General features: G+C 37.2%; 15 protein-coding genes. All 15 read left to right on the forward strand.

Annotation, left to right across the window (positions count from 1 at the left end; all coding sequences use genetic code 11):
- The 15 genes from cps4B (at window position 1) to M1F56_RS01525 (ending at window position 21,856) form a co-directional block, all read left to right on the forward strand.
- The gene (gene cps4B, locus M1F56_RS01455; protein ID WP_247916626.1) at window positions 1–732 is read left to right on the forward strand and encodes a capsular polysaccharide biosynthesis protein Cps4B; all 732 of its coding nucleotides are present in this window, start codon (window positions 1–3) and stop codon (window positions 730–732) included.
- Window positions 733–740: 8 nt separating this feature from the next.
- Window positions 741–1,433: a capsular polysaccharide biosynthesis protein gene (cpsC, locus tag M1F56_RS01460; protein WP_247916627.1), complete on the forward strand. Its 693-nt coding sequence runs from the start codon at window positions 741–743 to the stop codon at window positions 1,431–1,433.
- 9 nt (window positions 1,434–1,442) lie between these two features.
- Window positions 1,443–2,126, forward strand: a complete 684-nt coding sequence (locus M1F56_RS01465; RefSeq protein ID WP_247916628.1) for a tyrosine-protein kinase — start codon at window positions 1,443–1,445, stop codon at window positions 2,124–2,126.
- Between the two features lie 22 nt (window positions 2,127–2,148).
- A complete protein-coding gene (locus M1F56_RS01470; RefSeq protein ID WP_247916629.1) occupies window positions 2,149–3,516 on the forward strand; it encodes a sugar transferase in 1,368 nt (455 codons plus the stop codon).
- 5 nt (window positions 3,517–3,521) lie between these two features.
- Complete coding sequence (locus M1F56_RS01475; RefSeq protein WP_247916630.1) at window positions 3,522–4,265, forward strand: WecB/TagA/CpsF family glycosyltransferase; 744 nt, start codon at window positions 3,522–3,524, stop codon at window positions 4,263–4,265.
- Entirely contained in the window at window positions 4,240–5,325 is a 1,086-nt protein-coding gene (locus M1F56_RS01480) for a glycosyltransferase (protein WP_247916631.1), read from the forward strand. The genes M1F56_RS01475 and M1F56_RS01480 overlap by 26 nt, the downstream gene beginning before the upstream one ends.
- A complete protein-coding gene (wecB, locus tag M1F56_RS01485) occupies window positions 5,322–6,410 on the forward strand; it encodes a non-hydrolyzing UDP-N-acetylglucosamine 2-epimerase (protein WP_247916632.1) in 1,089 nt (362 codons plus the stop codon). Before M1F56_RS01480 ends, wecB begins: the two co-directional genes overlap by 4 nt.
- A 41-nt stretch (window positions 6,411–6,451) precedes the next feature.
- Entirely contained in the window at window positions 6,452–7,591 is a 1,140-nt protein-coding gene (locus M1F56_RS01490; RefSeq protein ID WP_247916633.1) for an O-antigen ligase family protein, read from the forward strand.
- On the forward strand, window positions 7,575–8,444 hold the full coding sequence (locus M1F56_RS01495) for a glycosyl transferase (RefSeq protein WP_247916634.1): 870 nt from the start codon (window positions 7,575–7,577) through the stop codon (window positions 8,442–8,444). Before M1F56_RS01490 ends, M1F56_RS01495 begins: the two co-directional genes overlap by 17 nt.
- Complete coding sequence (locus M1F56_RS01500) at window positions 8,444–9,868, forward strand: lipopolysaccharide biosynthesis protein (RefSeq protein WP_247916635.1); 1,425 nt, start codon at window positions 8,444–8,446, stop codon at window positions 9,866–9,868. The genes M1F56_RS01495 and M1F56_RS01500 overlap by 1 nt, the downstream gene beginning before the upstream one ends.
- Before the next feature lie 6 nt (window positions 9,869–9,874).
- Complete coding sequence (locus M1F56_RS01505; RefSeq protein WP_247916636.1) at window positions 9,875–11,068, forward strand: glycosyltransferase family 4 protein; 1,194 nt, start codon at window positions 9,875–9,877, stop codon at window positions 11,066–11,068.
- Window positions 11,069–11,734, forward strand: a complete 666-nt coding sequence (locus M1F56_RS01510; protein ID WP_247916637.1) for an acyltransferase — start codon at window positions 11,069–11,071, stop codon at window positions 11,732–11,734.
- 37 nt (window positions 11,735–11,771) lie between these two features.
- Window positions 11,772–13,004, forward strand: a complete 1,233-nt coding sequence (locus tag M1F56_RS01515) for a nucleotide sugar dehydrogenase (RefSeq protein ID WP_247916638.1) — start codon at window positions 11,772–11,774, stop codon at window positions 13,002–13,004.
- A gap of 182 nt (window positions 13,005–13,186) precedes the next feature.
- Window positions 13,187–15,169: a peptide ABC transporter substrate-binding protein gene (locus M1F56_RS01520; RefSeq protein ID WP_247916639.1), complete on the forward strand. Its 1,983-nt coding sequence runs from the start codon at window positions 13,187–13,189 to the stop codon at window positions 15,167–15,169.
- Window positions 15,170–15,436: 267 nt separating this feature from the next.
- Entirely contained in the window at window positions 15,437–21,856 is a 6,420-nt protein-coding gene (locus M1F56_RS01525; RefSeq protein ID WP_247916640.1) for a SpGH101 family endo-alpha-N-acetylgalactosaminidase, read from the forward strand.
- Window positions 21,857–21,991 lie beyond the last annotated feature (135 nt).

Below are 21,991 nucleotides of genomic sequence, written 5' to 3' on the forward strand. Positions count from 1 at the left end.
ATGATAGACATCCATTCACACATCGTTTTTGATGTGGATGATGGTCCAAAGTCGATAGAGGAGAGTAAAAACCTTTTAAGAGAAGCCTATAGTCAAGGGGTCAGGACCATTGTTTCCACGTCTCATCGTCGTAAAGGGATGTTTGAGACGCCAGAAGAGAAAATAGCAACTAACTTTTTGAAAGTTCGCGAAATGGCCAAAGAGGTGGCAGATGATCTTGTCATCGCTTATGGTGCAGAAATATACTATACGCCAGATGTTGTCGAAAAATTGGAAAAGAAATTGATTCCAACCCTCAATGATAGTCACTATGCTTTGATTGAGTTCAGTATGAATACACCATATCGAGATATACATAAAGGCCTGAGCGATATTCTCATGTTAGGGATTACACCAGTTATTGCCCATATTGAGCGTTATGATGCTCTAGAAAATAATGAAAAGCGAGTTCAGGAACTGATTGATATGGGGTGCTATACCCAGGTCAATAGTTCTCATGTCTTGAAACCAAAACTCTTTGGAGAAACCTACAAATTCATGAAAAAGAGAGCTCAGTATTTCTTGGAACGTGATCTAGTTCATGTCATTGCTAGCGATATGCATAACTTGGATCGTAGACCACCTCATATGGAAGAAGCCTATGACATCATTGCTAAAAAGTATAGCGAAGATAAGGCAAAGGAACTATTCAAAGATAACCCACGAAAAATAATAATGGATCAATTGATTTAGGAGAAACAATGAAAGAACAAAATATGATGGAAATTGATGTATTTCAATTGCTTAAAATTCTTTGGAAACGGAAATTTCTAATTGCACTGGTAGCAATCGTAACTGGGGTAGTAGCCTTTGCCTACAGTAGCTTTATCGTAAAACCTGAATATACCAGTACGACACGTATCTATGTAGTTAATCGTAATCAGGGAGATAAGCCTGGATTGACAAACCAAGATTTGCAAGCAGGATCTTACTTGGTTAAAGACTATCGCGAAATTATTCTTTCGCAAGACGTTTTGGAGAAGGTCGCAACGGATTTGAAACTGGATCTTCCTTCAAAAGGTTTGGCTAGTAAAATCAAGGTGACCGTACCGGCTGATACACGTATCGTATCGATCTCTGTTACAGATCGTGCGCCTGAAGAAGCAAGTCGCATCGCCAACTCATTGAGAGAGGTTGCAGCTCAAAAGATTATAAGTGTTACACGGGTTTCAGATGTGACGACACTCGAAGAGGCTCGCCCAGCAACCTCACCATCTTCACCAAACATTCGTCGTAATACCATGATTGGATTTCTCGCTGGAGCGGTTGTGATGATTGTCGCGGTTCTCCTTATTGAACTCCTAGACACACGCGTTAAACGACCAGAAGACGTTGAGGATGTTATGCAAATTGCATTATTAGGAGTTGTTCCAAATTTGGATAAATTAAAATAGGAGAGAAAAATGCCAACGTTAGAAATTGCACAAAAAAAATTAGATTTGGCAAGAAAAGCAGAGGAATATTACAATGCGCTTCGTACCAATATACAATTGAGCGGAAATAACTTAAAAGTTATTTCAATCACATCGGTAAAACCAGGGGAAGGGAAGTCAACTACTTCTACCAATATTGCTTGGGCTTTTGCGCGTGCTGGATATAAGACGCTTTTAATTGACGCTGATATTCGTAATTCTGTCATGTCAGGTGTTTTTAAGTCGCGTGAAAAGATTACGGGATTAACAGAATTCTTATCTGGAACAACAGATTTATCACAAGGGTTATGTGATACGAATGTGGAAAATTTGTTTGTCATTCAAGCTGGTTCCGTTTCTCCAAATCCAACAGCTTTATTGCAAAGTGAGAATTTTGCCACCATGATTGACACCTTGCGTAAGTACTTTGACTATATCGTCGTAGATACTGCTCCGATTGGAGTTGTTATTGATGCGGCTATCATCACTCAGAAATGTGATGCTTCGATTTTGGTGACTGCAGCTGGTGAAACTAATCGACGCGATATCCAAAAAGCCAAAGAACAATTGGAACAAACAAATAAACCATTCTTAGGGATTGTATTAAATAAATTGAATACCTCGGTTGAAAAATATGGGGCATATGGAGCTTATGGCTCTTACGGGAAAAAATAAGAGATAGCTTAGGGAAGGTATTATGGAAGAAAAGGGATTGAAGATTACTTTGGCGGCAATCCAGAGTTTTCTTGTCATTATATTAGCTTATTTACTTAGTTTTGTAAGAGAAACAGAGATTGTGAACACCTCTGTTATCATCTTGTTCATTCTGCATTTTGTTGTTTTTAACATCAGTGATTATGAGCGTGATTTTTTTAAAAGGGGTTATTTGGCTGAGTTTCTCAGCACTATAAAATATATCGTTTTCTTTGCTTTAGCCATCAGTATTTCAAACTTCTTTTTAGAAGATCGTTTTAGTATCTCTAGACGAGGCATGATTTATTTTTTGACAATACATTCTATTTTGTTGTATTTGTTGAATCTGTGCATTAAACGCTATAGGAGACGTATGTTTCCAAATTTCAAGGGGAGTAAAAAGATATTTTTGATAACAGCTACTTCTAGAGTTGAGAAAGTTGTAGATAGACTGATAGAGTCGGGAGATATTTTTTGGGAATTGGTGGCGGTCAGTGTTTTGGATCAGCCTAATTTTCAGCATGCATCCGTAACCGTTGTACCTGCAGAGAACATCTTAGACTTTGCTACCCATGAAGTTGTTGATGAAGTTTTTATCAATTTACCAAGTGAAGAGTATGACATTGGGGAGTTCATCTCTCTTTTTGAAACAATGGGAATTGACGTGACAGTTAACCTGAATGCTTTCAATAACTATCTAGGTAGCGATAAAAAGATTCGCGGAATGGCAGGCTTGAATGTCATTACGTTTTCTACAAAATTTTATAAGACAAGCCACGTCATTGCTAAACGTTTCATTGATATCATAGGTTCGATTATCGGACTACTTATTTGTGGATTGGTGAGTATTGTTTTGGTTCCGGTGATTCGAAAAGATGGCGGACCCGCTATTTTTTCTCAAACTCGTATCGGAAAAAATGGTCGACATTTCACTTTTTATAAATTTAGATCTATGTGTGTGGATGCTGAGAAAAAGAAACAAGAGCTCCTTGCACAAAATACCATGCAAGGTGGTATGTTTAAAGTCGATGATGATCCTCGTATAACAAAGATAGGGAGATTTATTCGTAAGACTAGTCTAGATGAACTCCCTCAGTTTTGGAATGTTTTAATGGGAGATATGAGTTTGGTTGGGACACGTCCCCCAACAGTTGATGAGTATGAAAAATATACTCCTGAACAGAAACGTCGTCTTAGTTTTAAGCCTGGAATTACTGGTCTATGGCAGGTGAGTGGTCGTAGTAAAATCACGGACTTTGATGATGTTGTCAAGTTGGACGTAGCTTATATTGATGATTGGACCATCTGGAAAGATATCGAAATATTGTTAAAGACCGTCAAAGTGGTATTTATGAGAGAAGGGGCGAAGTAGTTCATATGAATGAGAGAATGCAAATATTAGGAATTACTATAGATCCATTAACGATGAAAGAAACAGTGGATGCTGTTGAACAGTATGTTTTAAAGAACCACCCTTTGCACCTGATGGGAGTTAACGCAGATAAAATTAATCAGTGCTATGAAGATGAGAAGATCAAAAAAATCGTTAATGAATCAGGAATAATTAATGCCGACGGTGCTTCAGTGGTTTTAGCGAGTAAGTTTTTAGGAGCGCCTGTCCCTGAACGAGTAGCTGGTATAGATTTGATGCAAAATTTGCTAGAGTTATCAAACAAAAAAGGTTACTCAGTTTACTTTTTTGGAGCCAAAGAAGAAATTTTGCAAGATATGCTAAAAGTTTTTAAACAAAGATATCCTAATCTTAATGTTGTTGGTTATAGAAACGGATATTTTTCACCTGAAGATGAAAAAAAGATTCAGGAAGATATTAAAGAGAGAAAACCAGATTTTGTATTTGTAGGGATTACTTCTCCTAAAAAGGAATATATCATCCAATCATTCATGGATAATGGGATTAATACTGTTTTTATGGGTGTTGGTGGCAGTTTTGATGTATTATCAGGACACATTAAACGAGCTCCATTATGGATGCAAAAATTGAATCTGGAATGGTTGTTCCGTGTGGTTAATGAACCCAAACGCCTTTTTAAGCGTTATTTTGTAGGGAATGTTACTTTTATTAAGCGAGTTTTAGATGAAAAGCGAAAATCAAAAAAATAATATTCTACATATTTCTCGTACAATGGATATTGGTGGTGCAGAACGTATTGTATATCAATTGAGTTCTGATTTGAAAGATGAATTTGATAGTGTCCATGTCGCTTCAACAGGTGGACTATGGGAGAGCAAACTTTTATCAAAAGGAGTTCAACATCATAAAATTTTAGATGTCGACAGTAAGAATCCCCTAACTATGGTAAAGACCCTTTCAAGTTTGTATAGAATTATCAAAAATAATGATATTACCATTGTTCACACCCATCATCGGATGGCTGCCTTTTATATTCGCTTGTTGAAAATTATTAATCCTAAGTTGATACATGTTTACACCGCACATAATGTATTCAAAAATAAATTACCATTATACAAATTTGCTTTAAAAAATGCGTATTGTGTAGCTGTGGGTAAAGCGGTTAATGATAATTTGAAACATGATGTAGGAATCAGTGATAGTACAGTAATCTATAATGGGGTTGTTTTTGAAAAAACTGATAAGCAAGTTGATAAAATTGTAAACTATAACGGAATCAAATTGGGGTGTATTGCTAGGTTGTCAGAGCAAAAAGGATTGACTTACCTAATTGATGCGATGTCTTTAGTGAAACACAGGGATATTACGTTGTTCATTGTCGGAGATGGAGAGCTTCGAGATGAGCTTGAAAACAAGGTGAAACAATTAAATCTTCAAAAATCAGTGATATTTTTAGGTTATCGAAAAGATGTTGTTGAATGTATCAATAGTTTTGATTACTTAGTGTCATCATCTTTATATGAGGGGTTGGCTCTAAATGTAATTGAAGCATTTATGAATGGGAAAACGATGGTTGCATCAGATATCCCAGGAATAAATGAAGTAGTCAATAACAAAAATGGGATTCTTGTTCCTGTTAAGGATGATGTTGCCTTAGCGAGAGCGATTGAAAAGCTTGCGACTGACAAAAAACTTAGAGAAAAACTCGCTTATCAAGCAAAAAAAGACTATGAGACAAAATTTAATTATTCCTTGTTTTTGGATAATTATCGGAGACTTTATAGAAAATTAATGGGAGAATCAAAATGAAAAAAGTCATGTTGGTTTTTGGGACACGTCCAGAAGCTATTAAAATGTGTCCTTTAGTAAATGAACTGAAACAAAATGATTCAATCAAGACACTTGTGTGTGTAACTGGTCAACATAAGGAAATGTTAGAGCAGGTTTTGGAGGTGTTCAAGGTTGTCCCAGATTATGATTTGGGTATCATGAAAGCAAATCAAACCCTATTTACCATTACGACTAGTATCTTGGATAAGATTCAGGCGGTTCTAGAGCAAGAAAAACCAGATATTGTTCTTGTTCATGGAGATACGACAACAACATTTGCGACAGCTTTAGCAGCATTTTATATGGGAATCAAAGTGGGACACGTCGAAGCAGGTCTCAGAACCTATAATCTCCAAAGTCCATTTCCAGAGGAATTCAATCGCCAGACAACTTCTATCATTGCCGACTATCATTTTGCGCCGACTGAAGTTGCGAAGGAAAATCTACTAAGAGAGGACAGAAAAAATATCTTTGTGACGGGAAATACAGTCATTGATGCTTTGAAGACGACTGTTCAAGATAACTACCATCACGCAATTTTAGAATGGGCAAAGGGTAGTAAGTTAATCATGCTAACGGCTCATCGACGAGAAAATCTTGGGAAACCGATGGAAAACATGTTTAATGCTGTTAATCGAATTTTAGACGAATTCGAAGATGTAAAAGTTGTATATCCCATCCATAAAAATCCTAAGGTTCGAGAATTAGCAAGTAAAGTTTTTGGCGATAATGAACGAATGAAAATCATTGAACCGTTAGAGGTTATTGATTTCCATAATTTTATGAATCAAAGCTATATGATTTTGACAGATTCTGGAGGTGTACAGGAAGAAGCACCTTCTTTAGGAAAACCTGTCTTGGTGATGCGTGATACAACAGAGCGTCCTGAGGGGGTCGCTGCTGGCACATTGAAGTTGGTAGGAACAGAAGAAGAGAATATCTATAGTAACTTCAAACTTCTTCTTGAAGATGAGACAGAATATAACAAGATGAGCAAAGCTAGCAACCCTTATGGAGATGGAATGACTTGTAAACGGATTGTTGATATTATTCTGGAAGTATAAAAATAATTCAATTATAAATGAGGAAAGAATAAATTAGATTGATGACAAAAAGAGAAATATATATAATCTGTGTGTTACTGGCATATTTTCTACCCAGCTTTTTCACAGTCGTATCAATGGCGACTTTATTTGCTTTGCTTTCTACTTTAGTTAAGCTATTTGTGACTTTTTATTATATTCCCAAAGTTCTTTTACAGCATAAAGTAACACTGATTGATATTCTAGTTGTTCTATTTTTATTTTTTCAAGCATTTGCAGCTTTTCAAAGCCAAACGTTGTATCTTAACTACGTTGGAGGTCAGTTTTTCCTTTTAGGACTATATTCATTTTTGAAACACTTTTTATTGTTGGATTGTAAAACAACAATAAAAAGCCTCTTTTTAACCTTTATCTTGTTTTTGTGTGTTCAAGTAATAACTCAATTGCTTTTTCCGGTCGGTTTCGATTCTTTGCACCCTACAGGAGATAATAGACTTTACTTTTTAGGAAGGAAGAACATAGCTACCCCGTATATCATTGTTGGATTAGGTAGTTTTTACTTATTAAATAAAAAAATGAATGAGTTTATATCACTAAAGGAAATTATTTTTTTAGGATTGTTCGGAATTTTATCATTTTTAACACAGTCCAGTACAGCAATTATATGCTATATTTTCTTTATTTTCATACGTCTGTTGGGATTAAAGGAAAATATAGGAAAACTGTATTCTTTAGTCAGTATGGCTGCATATGTTTGTTTTTCTCTTTCTATAATCTTTTCACAAAGTACAATTTTATCAACTTTTACAGCGATTTTTTCCAAAAATGCAACTTTTTCAGGACGTATCAATATTTGGCAATTAGCGATTCGTATTTTTGAAGAGAATTTTTGGTTTGGACGAGGGCTCAACGTTAATTTTAATGCTTGGACAAATGGGATTATCGTTAATTCAGCACATAATACCTTGCTAGATATACTTGCTCGAACTGGTATATTTCCCGGTGTTTTATTTATAGTGCTTCTTATGAATCTGTTTCTTGGAAAATATAGAATAAAATCAAAAACACTGTTGGCTATGTTAGCCTCATTTATGATTTATATTACAATGGAGACTTCATCTATGAGTATTTTGCTGTTAATTATTGTTCTTTGTGTATATTGGCCACGTGGAGAGGAGAAGTTGCATGAGCAAGTTACTTAATGCCATCTATTATCGACTATTTAGATTATATAAAAAAATTTATCTACAAGTTTTTAGTAAAAAAACGGTTGACATCTTGGGTGAAAAGGCTAATTTAGAAAATGAACTAATTGTTTCGTTTACAACAATTCCAAGTCGTCTTAATTATTTACCAAGTATGATTAAAAGTATTTTCAATCAGACAATTATCCCTAACCGTTTTATTATGTATGTTTATAAAGATGAATTTGAAGGCATTAATTTGGAGAGTATTCTAGAACTTGAAATCAAAAATGGTTTGGAAATTGTCTATGTGGATGAGAATCTTCGTTCACATAAAAAATATTTTTATGCTATGAAAGATAATCCGAACAGTATAGTTGTTCTAGTTGATGACGATATCATTTATCCTCGAAATACTATAAAGAAACTGATTGCATCCTATAGAATTTATCCACAGTGTGTTTCAGCAATGCGATGTCATCGAATTAAGTTGTTTTCTGATGGAAGTTTATATCCATATAATCAATGGGAATATGAAATATCAGGAGCTACTATACCATCGTATTTTAATTTTTTTACTAGCGGAGGTGGGACATTATTTCCTCCATGTACTCGCAATGAGGATCTTTTTAATAAAAAGAATATCAAGGACCTCAGTTTTCTAGCTGATGATGTATGGTTGAATTTTTTGGCAGTCAAAAATGGAATTAAAACAGTAAAAGCGACACGATATAAAGGGACACCATTAACTATAGATGACAATCCTGAGGAGAGTTTGGTGTATCTGAATGCTGTATATGGTAATAATAATGATAAATGTATCAAGAATATGGTAGATTTTTATCATATTGATTTTTCAGAGGTTGATTAATGGATATAAGTAATAAGTTTAAGGTAGGTATCCTATATACTGCTTTAGGTAAGTATTCTAATGTCATAATTCAATTATGTGTAACGGCAGTATTAAGTAGAATATTAACACCTGAAGAGTATGGTGTTGTAGCGGTTGTCAATGTGTTTTTAGTATTCTTTCAGATGTTGGCAGATTCGGGAATAGGACCTGCAATTGTACAAAATAAGACATTAACTCAGAATGATTTAAATAATATTTTTACTTTAACAATTTACTCGGGTTTAATTCTTTCGCTTGTTTTTGTATTGATAGGCTATCCAATTAGTATAGTCTATGGGAATGAGGTCTATATTAAACTATACTTATTATTAGGTATGTGTGTACTATTTTATACTGTGACAATTGTTCCCCAGTCAATTTTAACAAGAGATATGAACTTTAAACAGATGAACTTATTGAATCTGCTTGCCAATATTTTTAGCGGAATTATTGGTGTCGCGTTGGCCGTACATGATTTCGGGGTATATTCCCTGATTTTTTCTAATATTATGAAGGCTACTATATTATTTCTGATGTTTTTTTCAAGTGTTGAGTTGAGTTTCAAGAGAAAAATAGAGAAAGCTTCGTTAGTTAAAATTCTAAATTTTTCTAAGTTTCAATTTATGTTTAATTTTCTAAACTACTTTGCAAGAAATTTAGACAATCTCTTGATTGGTAGATTCATTAATCCTTCTGCGTTGGGTTATTATGATAAGGCCTACCAGTTATCTTTGTATCCTAATCAAATTTTATTGCAGGTGATTTCACCTGTAATTCATCCGATAATGTCGAATTTTCAAAATGATAGACAAAAAATGGAAGAAGTTTTTGCAAAAATTTTTAATATTCTACTTTTAATGGGAATGCCAATCTCAGTGTATTTGTTTTTCAATGCAAGTGATGTGATAACATTTATGTTTGGAAATAATTGGTTTCAGAGCGTTCCAGTATTTCAAATATTATCTGCTAGTATCTGGATTCAAATGGCTAATAGCCCAATAGGAATTTTTTATCAAGCTTCGAATCGTGTTGATCTGTTATTTAAGGTAGGATTATTAGCGTCAGGACTCAATATTATGGCTATTGTGATAGGGCTATTATCGAAAAGTATAGTGACAATTGCTGTTATGTTAATTATTTCATTTATAATAGGGCTATCACTGAATCTCTATTTTTTATCACATGTAGTCTTTAAAAGTGATACAATTAAATATTTGAAAATAATTTTAGTTCACCTTGTAACAGTTATCCCATATATTATATTCAATATGATTGGCTTTAGATTTGAACAGGGTGTAGTTATCAATCTTGTGTTGCAAGGACTGGTATTGGGACTAATTTGGTCTATAGGAATATTTGTAACAGGTCAATACAAGCAGTTAATAATGATGTTTAGTAGGTGAAAATTTATGAAAATTTTATTTGTGAATATGTTCTATAATGAAGAAGGAGGAGCACAAAAGAGCACCAAATTCCTAGCTGAACAACTTGTAAAAGAAGGACATGAGGTATTTGCATACTCTGATGATGCCATTGATTCTGATATTGAGGAAGTTATTAATGGGGTTAAGGTTTTTAGAAGAAGAACTCCGCTTTTTAGTCTTCACTATATTTTCAGTGCCAAGAAGAATCCAGCTAAACATTTTTTCTATAAAATATTTGAAACCTATAATGTATTTGCAAAAAGAAAATTTATCAATATCATTGAGGAAGTACAACCAGATATTGTTCACTTTAATACAATTTCAGGAATGTCTTTATCAATAGTTAAAGAAGCTAAAAAGAGAAATATCAGGACCATTTGGACATTGCGAGACTATTGGCTAGAATATCCATGGGGTGAGAAAGATATTGCTCTTATTAAACTTCTAAATAGAATATATAGACCTTTTGTTAAGAAAAGTTTAAGACACTTAGACATAGTAACAGCACCATCAGTATTTACTTTGAATAATTTTATCAATAAAGGATTTATTAACCCATCTTCTCAAAAATGTATGGTCATTGAAAATGCTGTTCCATTTTCAAAGAGTAAATTGGAAAATATTATCAAACAAAAGCAAAAGACAAAAAGAAATCCAGAAAAAACGAATTTTCTTTTTGTAGGTTCTATACTTGAAATAAAGGGCGTTTTTAACTTAGTAATGGCTTTTAAAAAACTAACTAGTCCGGAAATTTCTTTGAAAATTGTAGGAAAAGGAAAAGATTTAGAAAAACTTCAAAAAGAAATTGAGAGTGATCCTAGAATACAATATTTAGGTTTTCAAGATACAGAAACTCTCTATAAAACTTATCAAAATTCGGATGTATTGGTCGTCCCATCTGCTTGGGATGAACCGTTTGGTAGAGTGGTAATTGAAGGAAATGCAAATGGCCTTCCTGTCATCACTTCAGATAGAGGTGGATTACCTGAAATTGTGCAAACAGTAGGAGGAGGAGAAGTTTTTACAGATGAATCGGGAAATACATTATATAGTATTTTAAAGAAATTTGTAGAAATGGAAAACTACAATGTCTATTACCAATGCATTCTTGAGAATATTGATATTTATTCTATCGAAAAACAAAGTGAAAAGTTTATAAGTTTATATAAGGGGGAATAGATGCAGGTTCGACATTTATTAACTTATCTGATCTCGCTACCTAAAACAATCTTTTTTAATTTTAGGTGTTTACCAATTAATCAGGCTATTCACCTTCCAATATTTGTAGCATATAATGTCAAGTTGTTAAATTTAAAAAAGAATGTAGTTAGTATAGAAACAGTAGTAAAATTTGGTTTAGTTCGAATTGGTTTCTCAGGTACGGAGATAATATCCTCTAATCGATCGCTCATAGATTTGAAACAAGGAAAAGTTATTTTTAAAGGGAGGTCAGTGATTACAAAAGGTTGCACAATTAGTGTTACAGGAGGAACCATCATTTTGGGCAATAATTTTTATGCGAATAGAAATTGTTTTATATCGTGTACTGATAGGCTTGTTGTTGGTAATAACGTACTTTTAGGTTGGAATGTTATTCTTTTTGACTCAGCTGGTCATACACTGAGTTACGATGGTAAGAAAAAAATAAAAATGACAGAAGAAATTGTAATTGGTAACCATGTATGGATTTGCGCTGAAGCACACTTATTGAAAGGAAGTAAGATTGCAGATGGTTCTGTAGTAGCTTATTCTAGTTTAGTTACAGGTTATTTCGTAGAAAAAAATTGCTTGATTGGAGGAATACCTGCTAAAACACTTAGAAAAGGAGTAAGTTGGGAAAAGTAACTTTATTTTATTAATTTAAAATATCAGAGGTGGAATTATGAAAATAGCGGTAGCAGGAACAGGTTATGTAGGATTGTCAATTGCTGTGTTGTTGGCACAACATCACGAAATAAAAGCAGTTGATATTGTTGCTGAAAAAGTTGAATTAATCAATCAAAAAAAGTCTCCAATTCAGGATGATTATATTGAAAAATACTTAGTGGAAAAAGATTTAAACTTGGAAGCAACTTTGGATGCTAAGCATGCTTATGAAGATGCAGAATTTGTTGTTATTGCAGCACCGACAAATTATGATTCGAAAAAGAACTTTTTTGATACATCAGCAGTAGAGGCGGTCATTCAACAAGTAAAAGAAATTAATCCGAAAGCGGTAATAATTATTAAATCTACAATCCCTGTCGGATTCACAGAGTCTGTTCGAAAGAAATATCAGTATAAAAATATCCTATTTAGTCCAGAATTTTTACGCGAATCTAAAGCATTATACGATAACCTGTATCCAAGTCGCATCATTGTTGGAACTGACTTAGAAGATGCTTATTTAAAAGAAAAAGCTAGTATGTTTGCTTCCCTACTAAAAGAGGGAGCTATTAAAGAGGATATAGATACACTTTTCATGGGAGTAACGGAAGCTGAGGCAGTTAAATTATTTGCCAATACCTACCTTGCGTTGCGTGTTTCTTACTTTAATGAATTGGATACTTATGCAGAGGTGAAAGGTTTGGATACAAAAGCCATTATTGATGGTATTGGCCTAGATCCACGCATCGGAAATCATTATAACAATCCGTCCTTTGGCTACGGTGGGTATTGTTTACCTAAAGATAGTAAGCAGTTATTAGCAAATTACTTTGATGTACCACAAAATATGATGACGGCAACTGTTGAAAGCAATCGAACGCGTAAGGATTTCATTGCTCAACGGATTTTAGAAAAAGCTGGAGTATCTGAAACTGATAGTTTAGATGCATTTAAGAATATACAAGAAATTGTTATAGGTATTTATCGTTTAACAATGAAAAGTAATTCGGATAACTTCCGTCACTCATCTATTCAAGGTGTTATGAAACGCTTGAAAGCTAAGGGAGTTACGGTTATCATCTACGAGCCAACTTTGAATGACGGGGAAACATTCTTTGGTAATAAAGTGGTAAATAATCTAGATAAATTTAAAAAAGATAGTAACGTTATTGTAGCCAATCGTTTTGATGCCTTGCTAGAGGATGTATCAGATAAAGTTTATAGTCGGGATATATTTAAGCGCGACTAATAAAATAGTATGTGTACGATTATTTTATTCTTGATAAGGATAAATAATCTGTTTCTATGCTTTAGAATTTATTGAAAAATATTTTTCAGAAAATGCTAAAATCATTCAAAAATTCTGAAAATTCTGTTGACAACTTTCTGAAAAGGGTCTATAATGGGATGTAAATTTTAAAGGAGAAAATGATGAAAAGTTCAAAATTACTTGCCCTTGCGGGTGTGACATTATTGGCAGCTGGTACTCTGGCTGCGTGCTCTGGATCAAGTTCAAGTGCTAAAGGTGAGAAGACATTCTCATACATCTATGAAACGGATCCTGATAACCTAAACTATTTGACAACTAATAAAGCGGCTACAGCAAATATTACGAGCAATGTTATCGATGGCTTGCTCGAAAATGACCGCTATGGTAACTTTGTGCCATCTATGGCTGAGGATTGGTCTGTATCTAAGGATGGCTTGACTTACACATATACGCTTCGTAAGGATGCAAAATGGTATACCTCTGAGGGTGAGGAATACGCAGAAGTCAAAGCTCAAGACTTTGTAACAGGACTTAAATATGCTGCTGATAAAAAATCTGATGGTCTTTATTTAGTTCAAGAATCAATCAAAGGATTGGACGCCTACGTTAAAGGAGAAATTACAGACTTCTCTCAAGTAGGAATCAAGGCCCTTGATGATTATACAGTTCAGTACACATTGAACAAGCCAGAAAGCTTCTGGAATTCTAAGACAACGATGGGAGTTTTGGCTCCAGTAAATGAAGAGTTCTTGAACTCTAAAGGGGATGACTTCGCTAAGGGAACTGACTCAAGCAGCATTCTCTACAATGGTCCATTCTTACTCAAATCAATTGTTGCTAAATCTTCTGTCGAATTTGCGAAAAATCCTAACTACTGGGATAAGGACAATGTCCATATCGATAAGGTTAAATTATCATTCTGGGATGGACAAGATACCAACAAACCAACTGAAGCTTTCAAAGACGGCAGCTTTACAATGGCTCGTCTCTTCCCAACAAGCGCTAGCTACACAGAGACTGAAAAGGCATTTAAAGACAATATCGTTTATACACAACAAGACTCTACTACTTATTTAGTAGGTACGAATATCGATCGCCAGTCTTATAAGTACACTTCTAAGACAACCGATGAAGAAAAAACATCAACCAAGAAAGCTCTTCTAAACAAGGACTTCCGTCAAGCTCTTGCTTTTGGTTTCGATAGAACGGCCTATGCTTCTCAAGTAAATGGTGCAAGCGGGGCAACTAAACTGCTTCGTAACTTGTTTGTTCCTCCTACATTTGTACAGGCAGATGGAAAGAACTTTGGCGAAATGGTCAAAGAAAAATTGGTGACTTATGGTGACGAGTGGAGCAACGTGAACTTGGATGATGCTCAAGATGGACTCTACAACCCAGATAAGGCCAAAGCAGAGTTTGCTAAAGCTAAGACAGCTCTTCAAGCGGAAGGTGTGAAATTCCCAATCCACTTGGATATGCCTGTAGACCAAACCAATACAACAAAAGTTCAACGTGTCCAATCTTTTAAACAGTCAGTTGAAGAAAACTTAGGATCTGATAATGTGGTTGTCGATATCCAACAACTTCAAAAAGACGATGTCTTGAACATCACTTACTTTGCTGAAACTGCGGCTGGAGAAGACTGGGATATCTCAGATAACGTGGGTTGGTCTCCAGACTTTGCAGACCCTTCTACCTACCTTGATATTATCAAACCATCTGTAGGGGAAAATACAAAGACTTACCTAGGATTTGACTCAGGAACAAACAACGCTGCTGCCAAGCAAGTTGGTTTGGAAGACTACGAAAAAATGGTTGTGGAAGCTGGGGAAGAAACTACTGACGTTTCAAAACGTTATGAAAAATATGCTGCTGCCCAAGCTTGGTTGACAGACAGTGCCTTGCTCATCCCAACAACTTCTCAAACTGGTCGTCCAATGTTGTCTAAGATGGTACCATTTACACTTCCGTTTGCATACTCTGGTAACAAGGGTATGAGCGAAGCCCTCTTGTATAAATACCTAGATGTACAAGACAAGGCGGTAACAACAGAAGAGTACCAAAAAGCTCAAGAAAACTGGTTGAAAGAAAAAGAAGAGTCTAATAAGAAGGCTCAAGAAGACCTTGCAAACCATGTGAAATAATTTTACAAGATATGTGAAAGGATTTAGTATTCCCCTTGGGTGCTAAGTCCTTTTTATATCTTTAAAGCGAGCTTTTAAATTTAGGACATCTTAAGAAATTTTTGCGAATTTTCCTTTTTCCTATTGCTTTCTTAGATATTATTTGTTATATTAAAAGCATAATTATTTTTTATTTATGACAGTTAAGCACGGTACTTTCAGAGAAAGGAGTATTTTTAAAAAAAGAAATGTAAACGCTTACTGTTGAGTGAAAGGATTAAGGAGTTTATGGATAAACAATTTTTTGAAAAACGCTGTAAGTTTAGTATTCGTAAGTTTACGCTTGGGGTAGCTTCGGTGATGATTGGAGCGACTTTCTTTGCGACTGCCCCAGTATTGGCTGATCAAGCAAGGGTTGGTTCAACAGATAATTTGCCAAGTGAACTAGCTGATTTGGATAAAAAGGCTAGTGATGAGGGGCACGATTTTGACAAGGAAGCTGCCGCTCAGAATCCTGGTTCAGCTGAAACTACTGAAGGCCCACAAACAGAAGAAGAGTTGTTGGCTCAAGAAAAAGAAAAGTCTGAAAAGCCAAGCAATCTGCCAAAAGAATTAGAAGATAGGTTGGAGAAAGCTGAAGACAATGGGCGCGAAGTTGACAAGGATCAATTGGCCCAAGATACTGGGAAGCTTGTCCCAGAAGATGTGGCTAAGACTACCAATGGGGAATTAAACTACGGCGCGACTGTTAAGATTAAGACGCCATCAGGAGAAGGTAGCGGTATTGTCGTTGCAAAAGACCTTGTCTTGACGGTTTCTCATAACTTTATCAAGGACAGTCAAGACGGCAATATCCGTAAGGTTGTGGACAATGATCAAGGGGATGGAGATATCTATAGTATCTCTTATCCAGGATTGCCAGATGTCAAGTTTAGCAAGAAAGATATTATTCATTGGGATCGTGAAGGCTACCTGAAGGGCTTCAAAAATGATTTGGCCCTTGTGAGATTGCGTACAGTTCTCGAAAATACGCCTGTTGAAGTAACTAAAAAGCCAGTAGTTAAGAAAATCGGAGATAAACTTCATGTCTTTGGTTATCCAGAAGGGAAATTGAATCCGATTGTCAATACTACAGTTGATTTTGCGGAACCATACGGAGAAGGTGTCCAAGGGATTGGTTACCAAGGAGGGAAACCAGGCGCTAGTGGTGGCGGTATCTTTGATACAGAAGGCAAACTAGTCGGTGTTCACCAAAATGGTGTAGTTGGAAAACGGAGCGGAGGCATTCTCTTCTCACCAGCTCAACTAAAATGGATCCAAGACCACATACAGGGAATTTCAAGTGTGAAACCAGCAGACTTGGAAGAGAAAGAAAAACCGGCTGAAGAAAAACCAAAAGAGGACAAACCTGCAGCTGCTAAACCTGAAACACCTAAGACAGTAACCCCTGAATGGCAAACGGTAGCAAAAAAAGAACAGCAGGGAACAGTTACTGTTCGTGAAGAAAAGGGTGTCCGCTACAATCAATTGTCTTCAACTGCACAGAACGACAATGGCGATAAACCAGCCTTGTTTGAAAAACAAGGATTGACAGTTGACGCTAATGGAAATGCGACGGTTGATTTAACCTTCAAAGATGATTCTGAAAAGGGCAAATCACGCTTTGGTGTCTTCTTGAAATTTAAAGATACCAAGAACAATGTTTTTGTTGGTTATGACAAAGATGGCTGGTTCTGGGAGTATAAATCTCCAACCGATAGCACCTGGTATAAGGGGGGCCGTGTAGCAGCGCCTGAGACAGGATCAATTAACCGCCTATCAATTACCCTCAAGTCAGATGGACAACTCAATGCAACGAATAATGATGAGAAACTCTTTGATACGGTCACTTTGCCAGCAACTGTTAATGAAACTCTCAAAAATGAGAAGAAAATCGTCCTAAAAGCTGGTTCCTATGGCAATGAGCGTACAGTTGTCAGCGTTAAAACAGACAATCAAGAAGGTGTAAAAGCAGATGATACTCCTGCCCAGAAAGAAACAGGTCCAGTTGTTGACGATAGCAAGGTGACTTATGATACGATCCAGTCCAAGGTCCTCAAGGCAGTGATTGACCAAGCCTTCCCTCGTGTCAAAGAATACACGCTGAATGGTCATACTTTGCCAGGACAGGTGCAACAGTTCAATAAAGTATTTATCAACAAACACGAAGTCACCCCTGAAGTTACCTACAAAAAAATCAATGAGACAACAGCAGAGTACTTGATGAAGCTTCGCGATGATGCTAATCTTATCAATGCGGAAATGACAGTACGCTTGCAAGTTGTGGACAATCAATTGCACTTTGATGTGACCAAGATTGTCAACCACAATCAAGTCACTCCAGGTCAAAAGATTGATGACGAAAGAAAACTACTTTCTTCTATTAGTTTCCTTGGCAATGCTTTAGTCTCTGTTTCGAGTGATCAAGCTGGTGCTAAGTTTGATGGGGCAACCATGTCAAACAATACCCATGTTAGCGGAGATGATCATATCGATGTAACCAATCCAATGAAGGATTTGGCCAAGGGTTACATGTATGGATTTGTTTCTACATATAAGCTTGCTGCAGGTGTTTGGAGCAACTCTCAAAACAGCTACGGTGGAGGTTCTTATGACTGGACTCGTTTGACAGCTTACAAGGAAACAGTCGGAAATGCCAACTATGTTGGAATTCATAGCTCTGAATGGCAATGGGAAAAAGCTTATAAGGGCATTGTCTTCCCAGAGTATACTAAGGAACTTCCAAGTGCCAAGGTTGTTATCACTGAAGATGCCAATGCGGACAAGAAAGTCGACTGGCAGGATGGTGCCATTGCTTATCGTAGCATCATGAACAACCCTCAAGGTTGGGAAAAAGTTAAGGATATAACAGCTTATCGTATCGCGATGAACTTTGGCTCACAAGCACAAAACCCATTCCTTATGACCTTGGATGGTATCAAGAAGATCAATCTTCACACAGATGGTCTAGGACAAGGTGTTCTCCTTAAAGGATATGGTAGCGAAGGCCATGACTCTGGTCACTTGAATTATGCTGATATTGGTAAGCGTATCGGTGGTGTTGAAGACTTTAAGACCCTAATTGAGAAGGCTAAGAAATATGGAGCTCATCTAGGTATCCACGTTAACGCTTCAGAAACTTATCCTGAGTCTAAGTACTTCAATGAAAAAATTCTTCGTAAGAATCCAGATGGAAGCTATAGCTACGGCTGGAACTGGCTAGACCAAGGTATCAACATTGATGCTGCTTATGACTTGGCGCATGGACGTTTGGCTCGCTGGGAAGACTTGAAGAAAAAACTTGGTGAAGGTCTCGACTTTATCTATGTGGACGTTTGGGGTAATGGTCAATCAGGTGATAACGGTGCCTGGGCTACCCACGTTCTTGCAAAAGAAATCAATAAACAAGGCTGGCGCTTTGCGATCGAGTGGGGACACGGTGGTGAGTACGATTCTACCTTCCATCACTGGGCAGCTGACTTGACCTATGGTGGCTACACCAATAAAGGTATCAACAGTGCCATCACGCGCTTTATTCGTAACCATCAAAAAGATGCTTGGGTAGGGGACTATAGAAGTTACGGTGGTGCAGCAGATTACCCACTTCTAGGTGGCTACAGCATGAAAGACTTTGAAGGATGGCAAGGACGGAGTGATTACAATGGCTATGTAACCAACTTATTTGCCCATGACGTCATGACTAAGTACTTCCAACACTTCACTGTAAGTAAATGGGAAAATGGTACACCAGTTACCATGACCGATAACGGTAGCACCTATAAATGGACTCCAGAAATGAAGGTTGAGCTAGTCGATGCAGCAGGTAACAAGGTTGTTGTAACTCGTAAGTCTAATGATGTCAATAGCCTACAGTACCGTGAACGTACAGTAACGCTCAACGGACGTATCATCCAAGATGGTTCAGCTTACTTGACTCCTTGGAACTGGGATGCGAATGGTAAGAAACTTCCTACTGATAAGGAAAAAATGTACTACTTCAATACGCAGGCCGGTGCAACAACTTGGACCCTTCCGAGTGATTGGGCAAAGAGCAAGGTTTACCTTTACAAGCTAACTGACCAAGGTAAGACAGAAGAGCAAGAACTAACTGTAAAAGATGGCAAGATTACCCTAGACCTTCTAGCTAATCAACCATACGTTCTCTACCGTTCAAAACAAACCAATCCTGAAATGTCATGGAGCGAAGGCATGCATATCTATGACCAAGGATTTAACAGTGGAACCTTGAAACACTGGACCATTTCTGGTGATGCTTCTAAGGCAGAAATTGTCAAATCACAAGGCGCAAATGAAATGCTTCGTATCCAAGGCAATAAGAGCAAGGTCAGCCTTACTCAGAAACTGACTGGCTTGAAACCAAATACCAAGTATGCTGTTTATGTCGGTGTTGATAACCGTAGTAATGCTAAGGCAAGTATCACAGTGAATACTGGCGAAAAAGAAGTGACTACTTATACCAATAAGTCACTCGCTCTCAACTATATCAAAGCATATGCTCATAACAATCGTCGTGAAAATGCTACAGTTGATGATACAAGTTACTTCCAAAACATGTACGCCTTCTTTACAACTGGATCGGACGTATCAAATGTTACTCTGACTTTGAGTCGTGAAGCTGGTGATGAAGCAACTTACTTTGATGAAATTCGTACCTTTGAAAATAATTCAAGCATGTATGGAGACAAGCACGATACAGGTCAAGGAACCTTCAAACAAGACTTTGAAAATGTTGCTCAAGGAATCTTCCCATTTGTAGTGGGTGGTGTCGAAGGTGTCGAAGACAACCGCACTCACTTGTCTGAAAAACACGATCCATATACACAACGTGGTTGGAACGGTAAGAAAGTCGATGATGTTATCGATGGAAATTGGTCATTGAAGACAAATGGACTAGTGAGCCGTCGTAACTTGGTTTACCAAACTATTCCACAAAACTTCCGTTTTGAAGCTGGTAAGACTTACCGTGTAACCTTTGAATACGAAGCAGGCTCTGACAATACCTATGCCTTTGTAGTCGGTAAGGGAGAATTCCAGTCAGGTCGTCGTGGTACTCAAGCTAGCGACTTGGAAATGCATGAATTGCCAAATACTTGGACGGATTCTAAGAAAGCCAAGAAGGCAACCTTCCTCGTGACAGGTGCAGAAACAGGCGATACTTGGGTAGGTATCTACTCAACTGGAAACGCAAGCAATACTCGTGGAGATTCTGGCGGAAATGCCAACTTCCGTGGTTACAACGACTTCATGATGGACAATCTTCACATCGAGGAAATTACGCTAACAGGTAAGATGTTGACAGAAAATGCTTTGAAGAACTACTTGCCAACTGTAGCCATGACCAACTACACCAAAGAGTCTATGGATGCCTTGAAAGAGGCGGTCTTTAACCTCAGTCAGGCAGATGATGACATTAGCGTGGAAGAAGCGCGTGCAGAGATTGCCAAGATTGAAGCTTTGAAGAATGCTTTGGTTCAGAAGAAAACAGCCTTGGTAGCAGAAGACTTTGAAAGTTTGGATGCGCCAGCTCAACCAGGTGAAGGCCTAGAGAATGCCTTTGATGGTAATGTATCTAGCCTATGGCATACATCTTGGAATGGAGGAGATGTAGGCAAGCCTGCAACTATGGTCTTGAAAGAACCTACTGAAATCACTGGACTTCGTTATGTTCCACGAGGATCAGGTTCAAATGGGAACTTGCGTGATGTAAAACTTGTTGTGACAGATGAGTCTGGTAAGGAACATACTTTCACTGCAACTGATTGGCCAGATAACAACAAACCAAAAGACATTGACTTTGGCAAGACAATTAAGGCTAAGAAAATTGTCCTTACAGGTACCAAGACATACGGAGATGGTGGCGATAAATACCAATCTGCAGCGGAACTCATCTTTACCCGTCCACAGGTAGCAGAAACACCGCTTGACATGTCAGCTTATGAAGCAGCTTTGGCTAAGGCTCAGAAATTGACAGACAAAGAAAATCAAGAGGAAGTAGCTAGCGTTCAGGCAAGCATGAAATATGCGACGGATAACCATCTCTTAACGGAAAGAATGGTAGCCTACTTCGCAGATTATCTCAACCAATTAAAAGATTCTGCTACGAAACCAGATGCTCCAACAAGTAGCAAGGGTGAAGAACAACCACCAGTTCTTGATGTACCTGAATTTAAAGGTGGCGTCAATGCAGCAGAAGCAGCTGTACATGAGATCCCTGAGTTTAAGGGTGGAGTCAATGCAGCGGAAGCAGCTATACACGAAGTTCCTGAGTTCAAGGGTAGTGTCAATGCAGCAGAAGCAGCTGTACATGAAGTCCCTGAGTTCAAGGGTGGGGTTAATGCAGTTGAAGCAGCTGTACATGAAGTCCCAGAGTTTAAGGGAGGAGTCAATGCGGTCCAAGCCTTGGTAAACGAGAAACCAGCCTACACAGGTGTATTGGCTACAGCTGGAGATCAAGCAGTTCCAACAGTTGAAAAACCTGAGTACCCGCTCACTCCAAGTCCAGTAGCTGATACCAAAACTCCGGGAGCTAAAGATGAAGAAAAACTACCTGCTACAGGGGAGCACAGCTCAGAAGTAGCCCTCTTCTTAGCAAGTGTGAGTATCGCTTTATCTGCTGCTGTTCTTACGACAAAACGTAAAGAAGATTAATGAGATTTGATTTTAGCAGTCAAAAAGAACTAGAATCAAATAGGATTAAACAGCCGGAGAGGACCTCTAGGTTCTCTCCTTTTTTCAAAGGAGAAATGATACCGCTTACTCATGTAAGCGGATGAAAGGAAAAGG

Source organism: Streptococcus oralis (assembly GCF_023109005.1).
Lineage (GTDB): Bacteria > Bacillota > Bacilli > Lactobacillales > Streptococcaceae > Streptococcus > Streptococcus oralis_BU.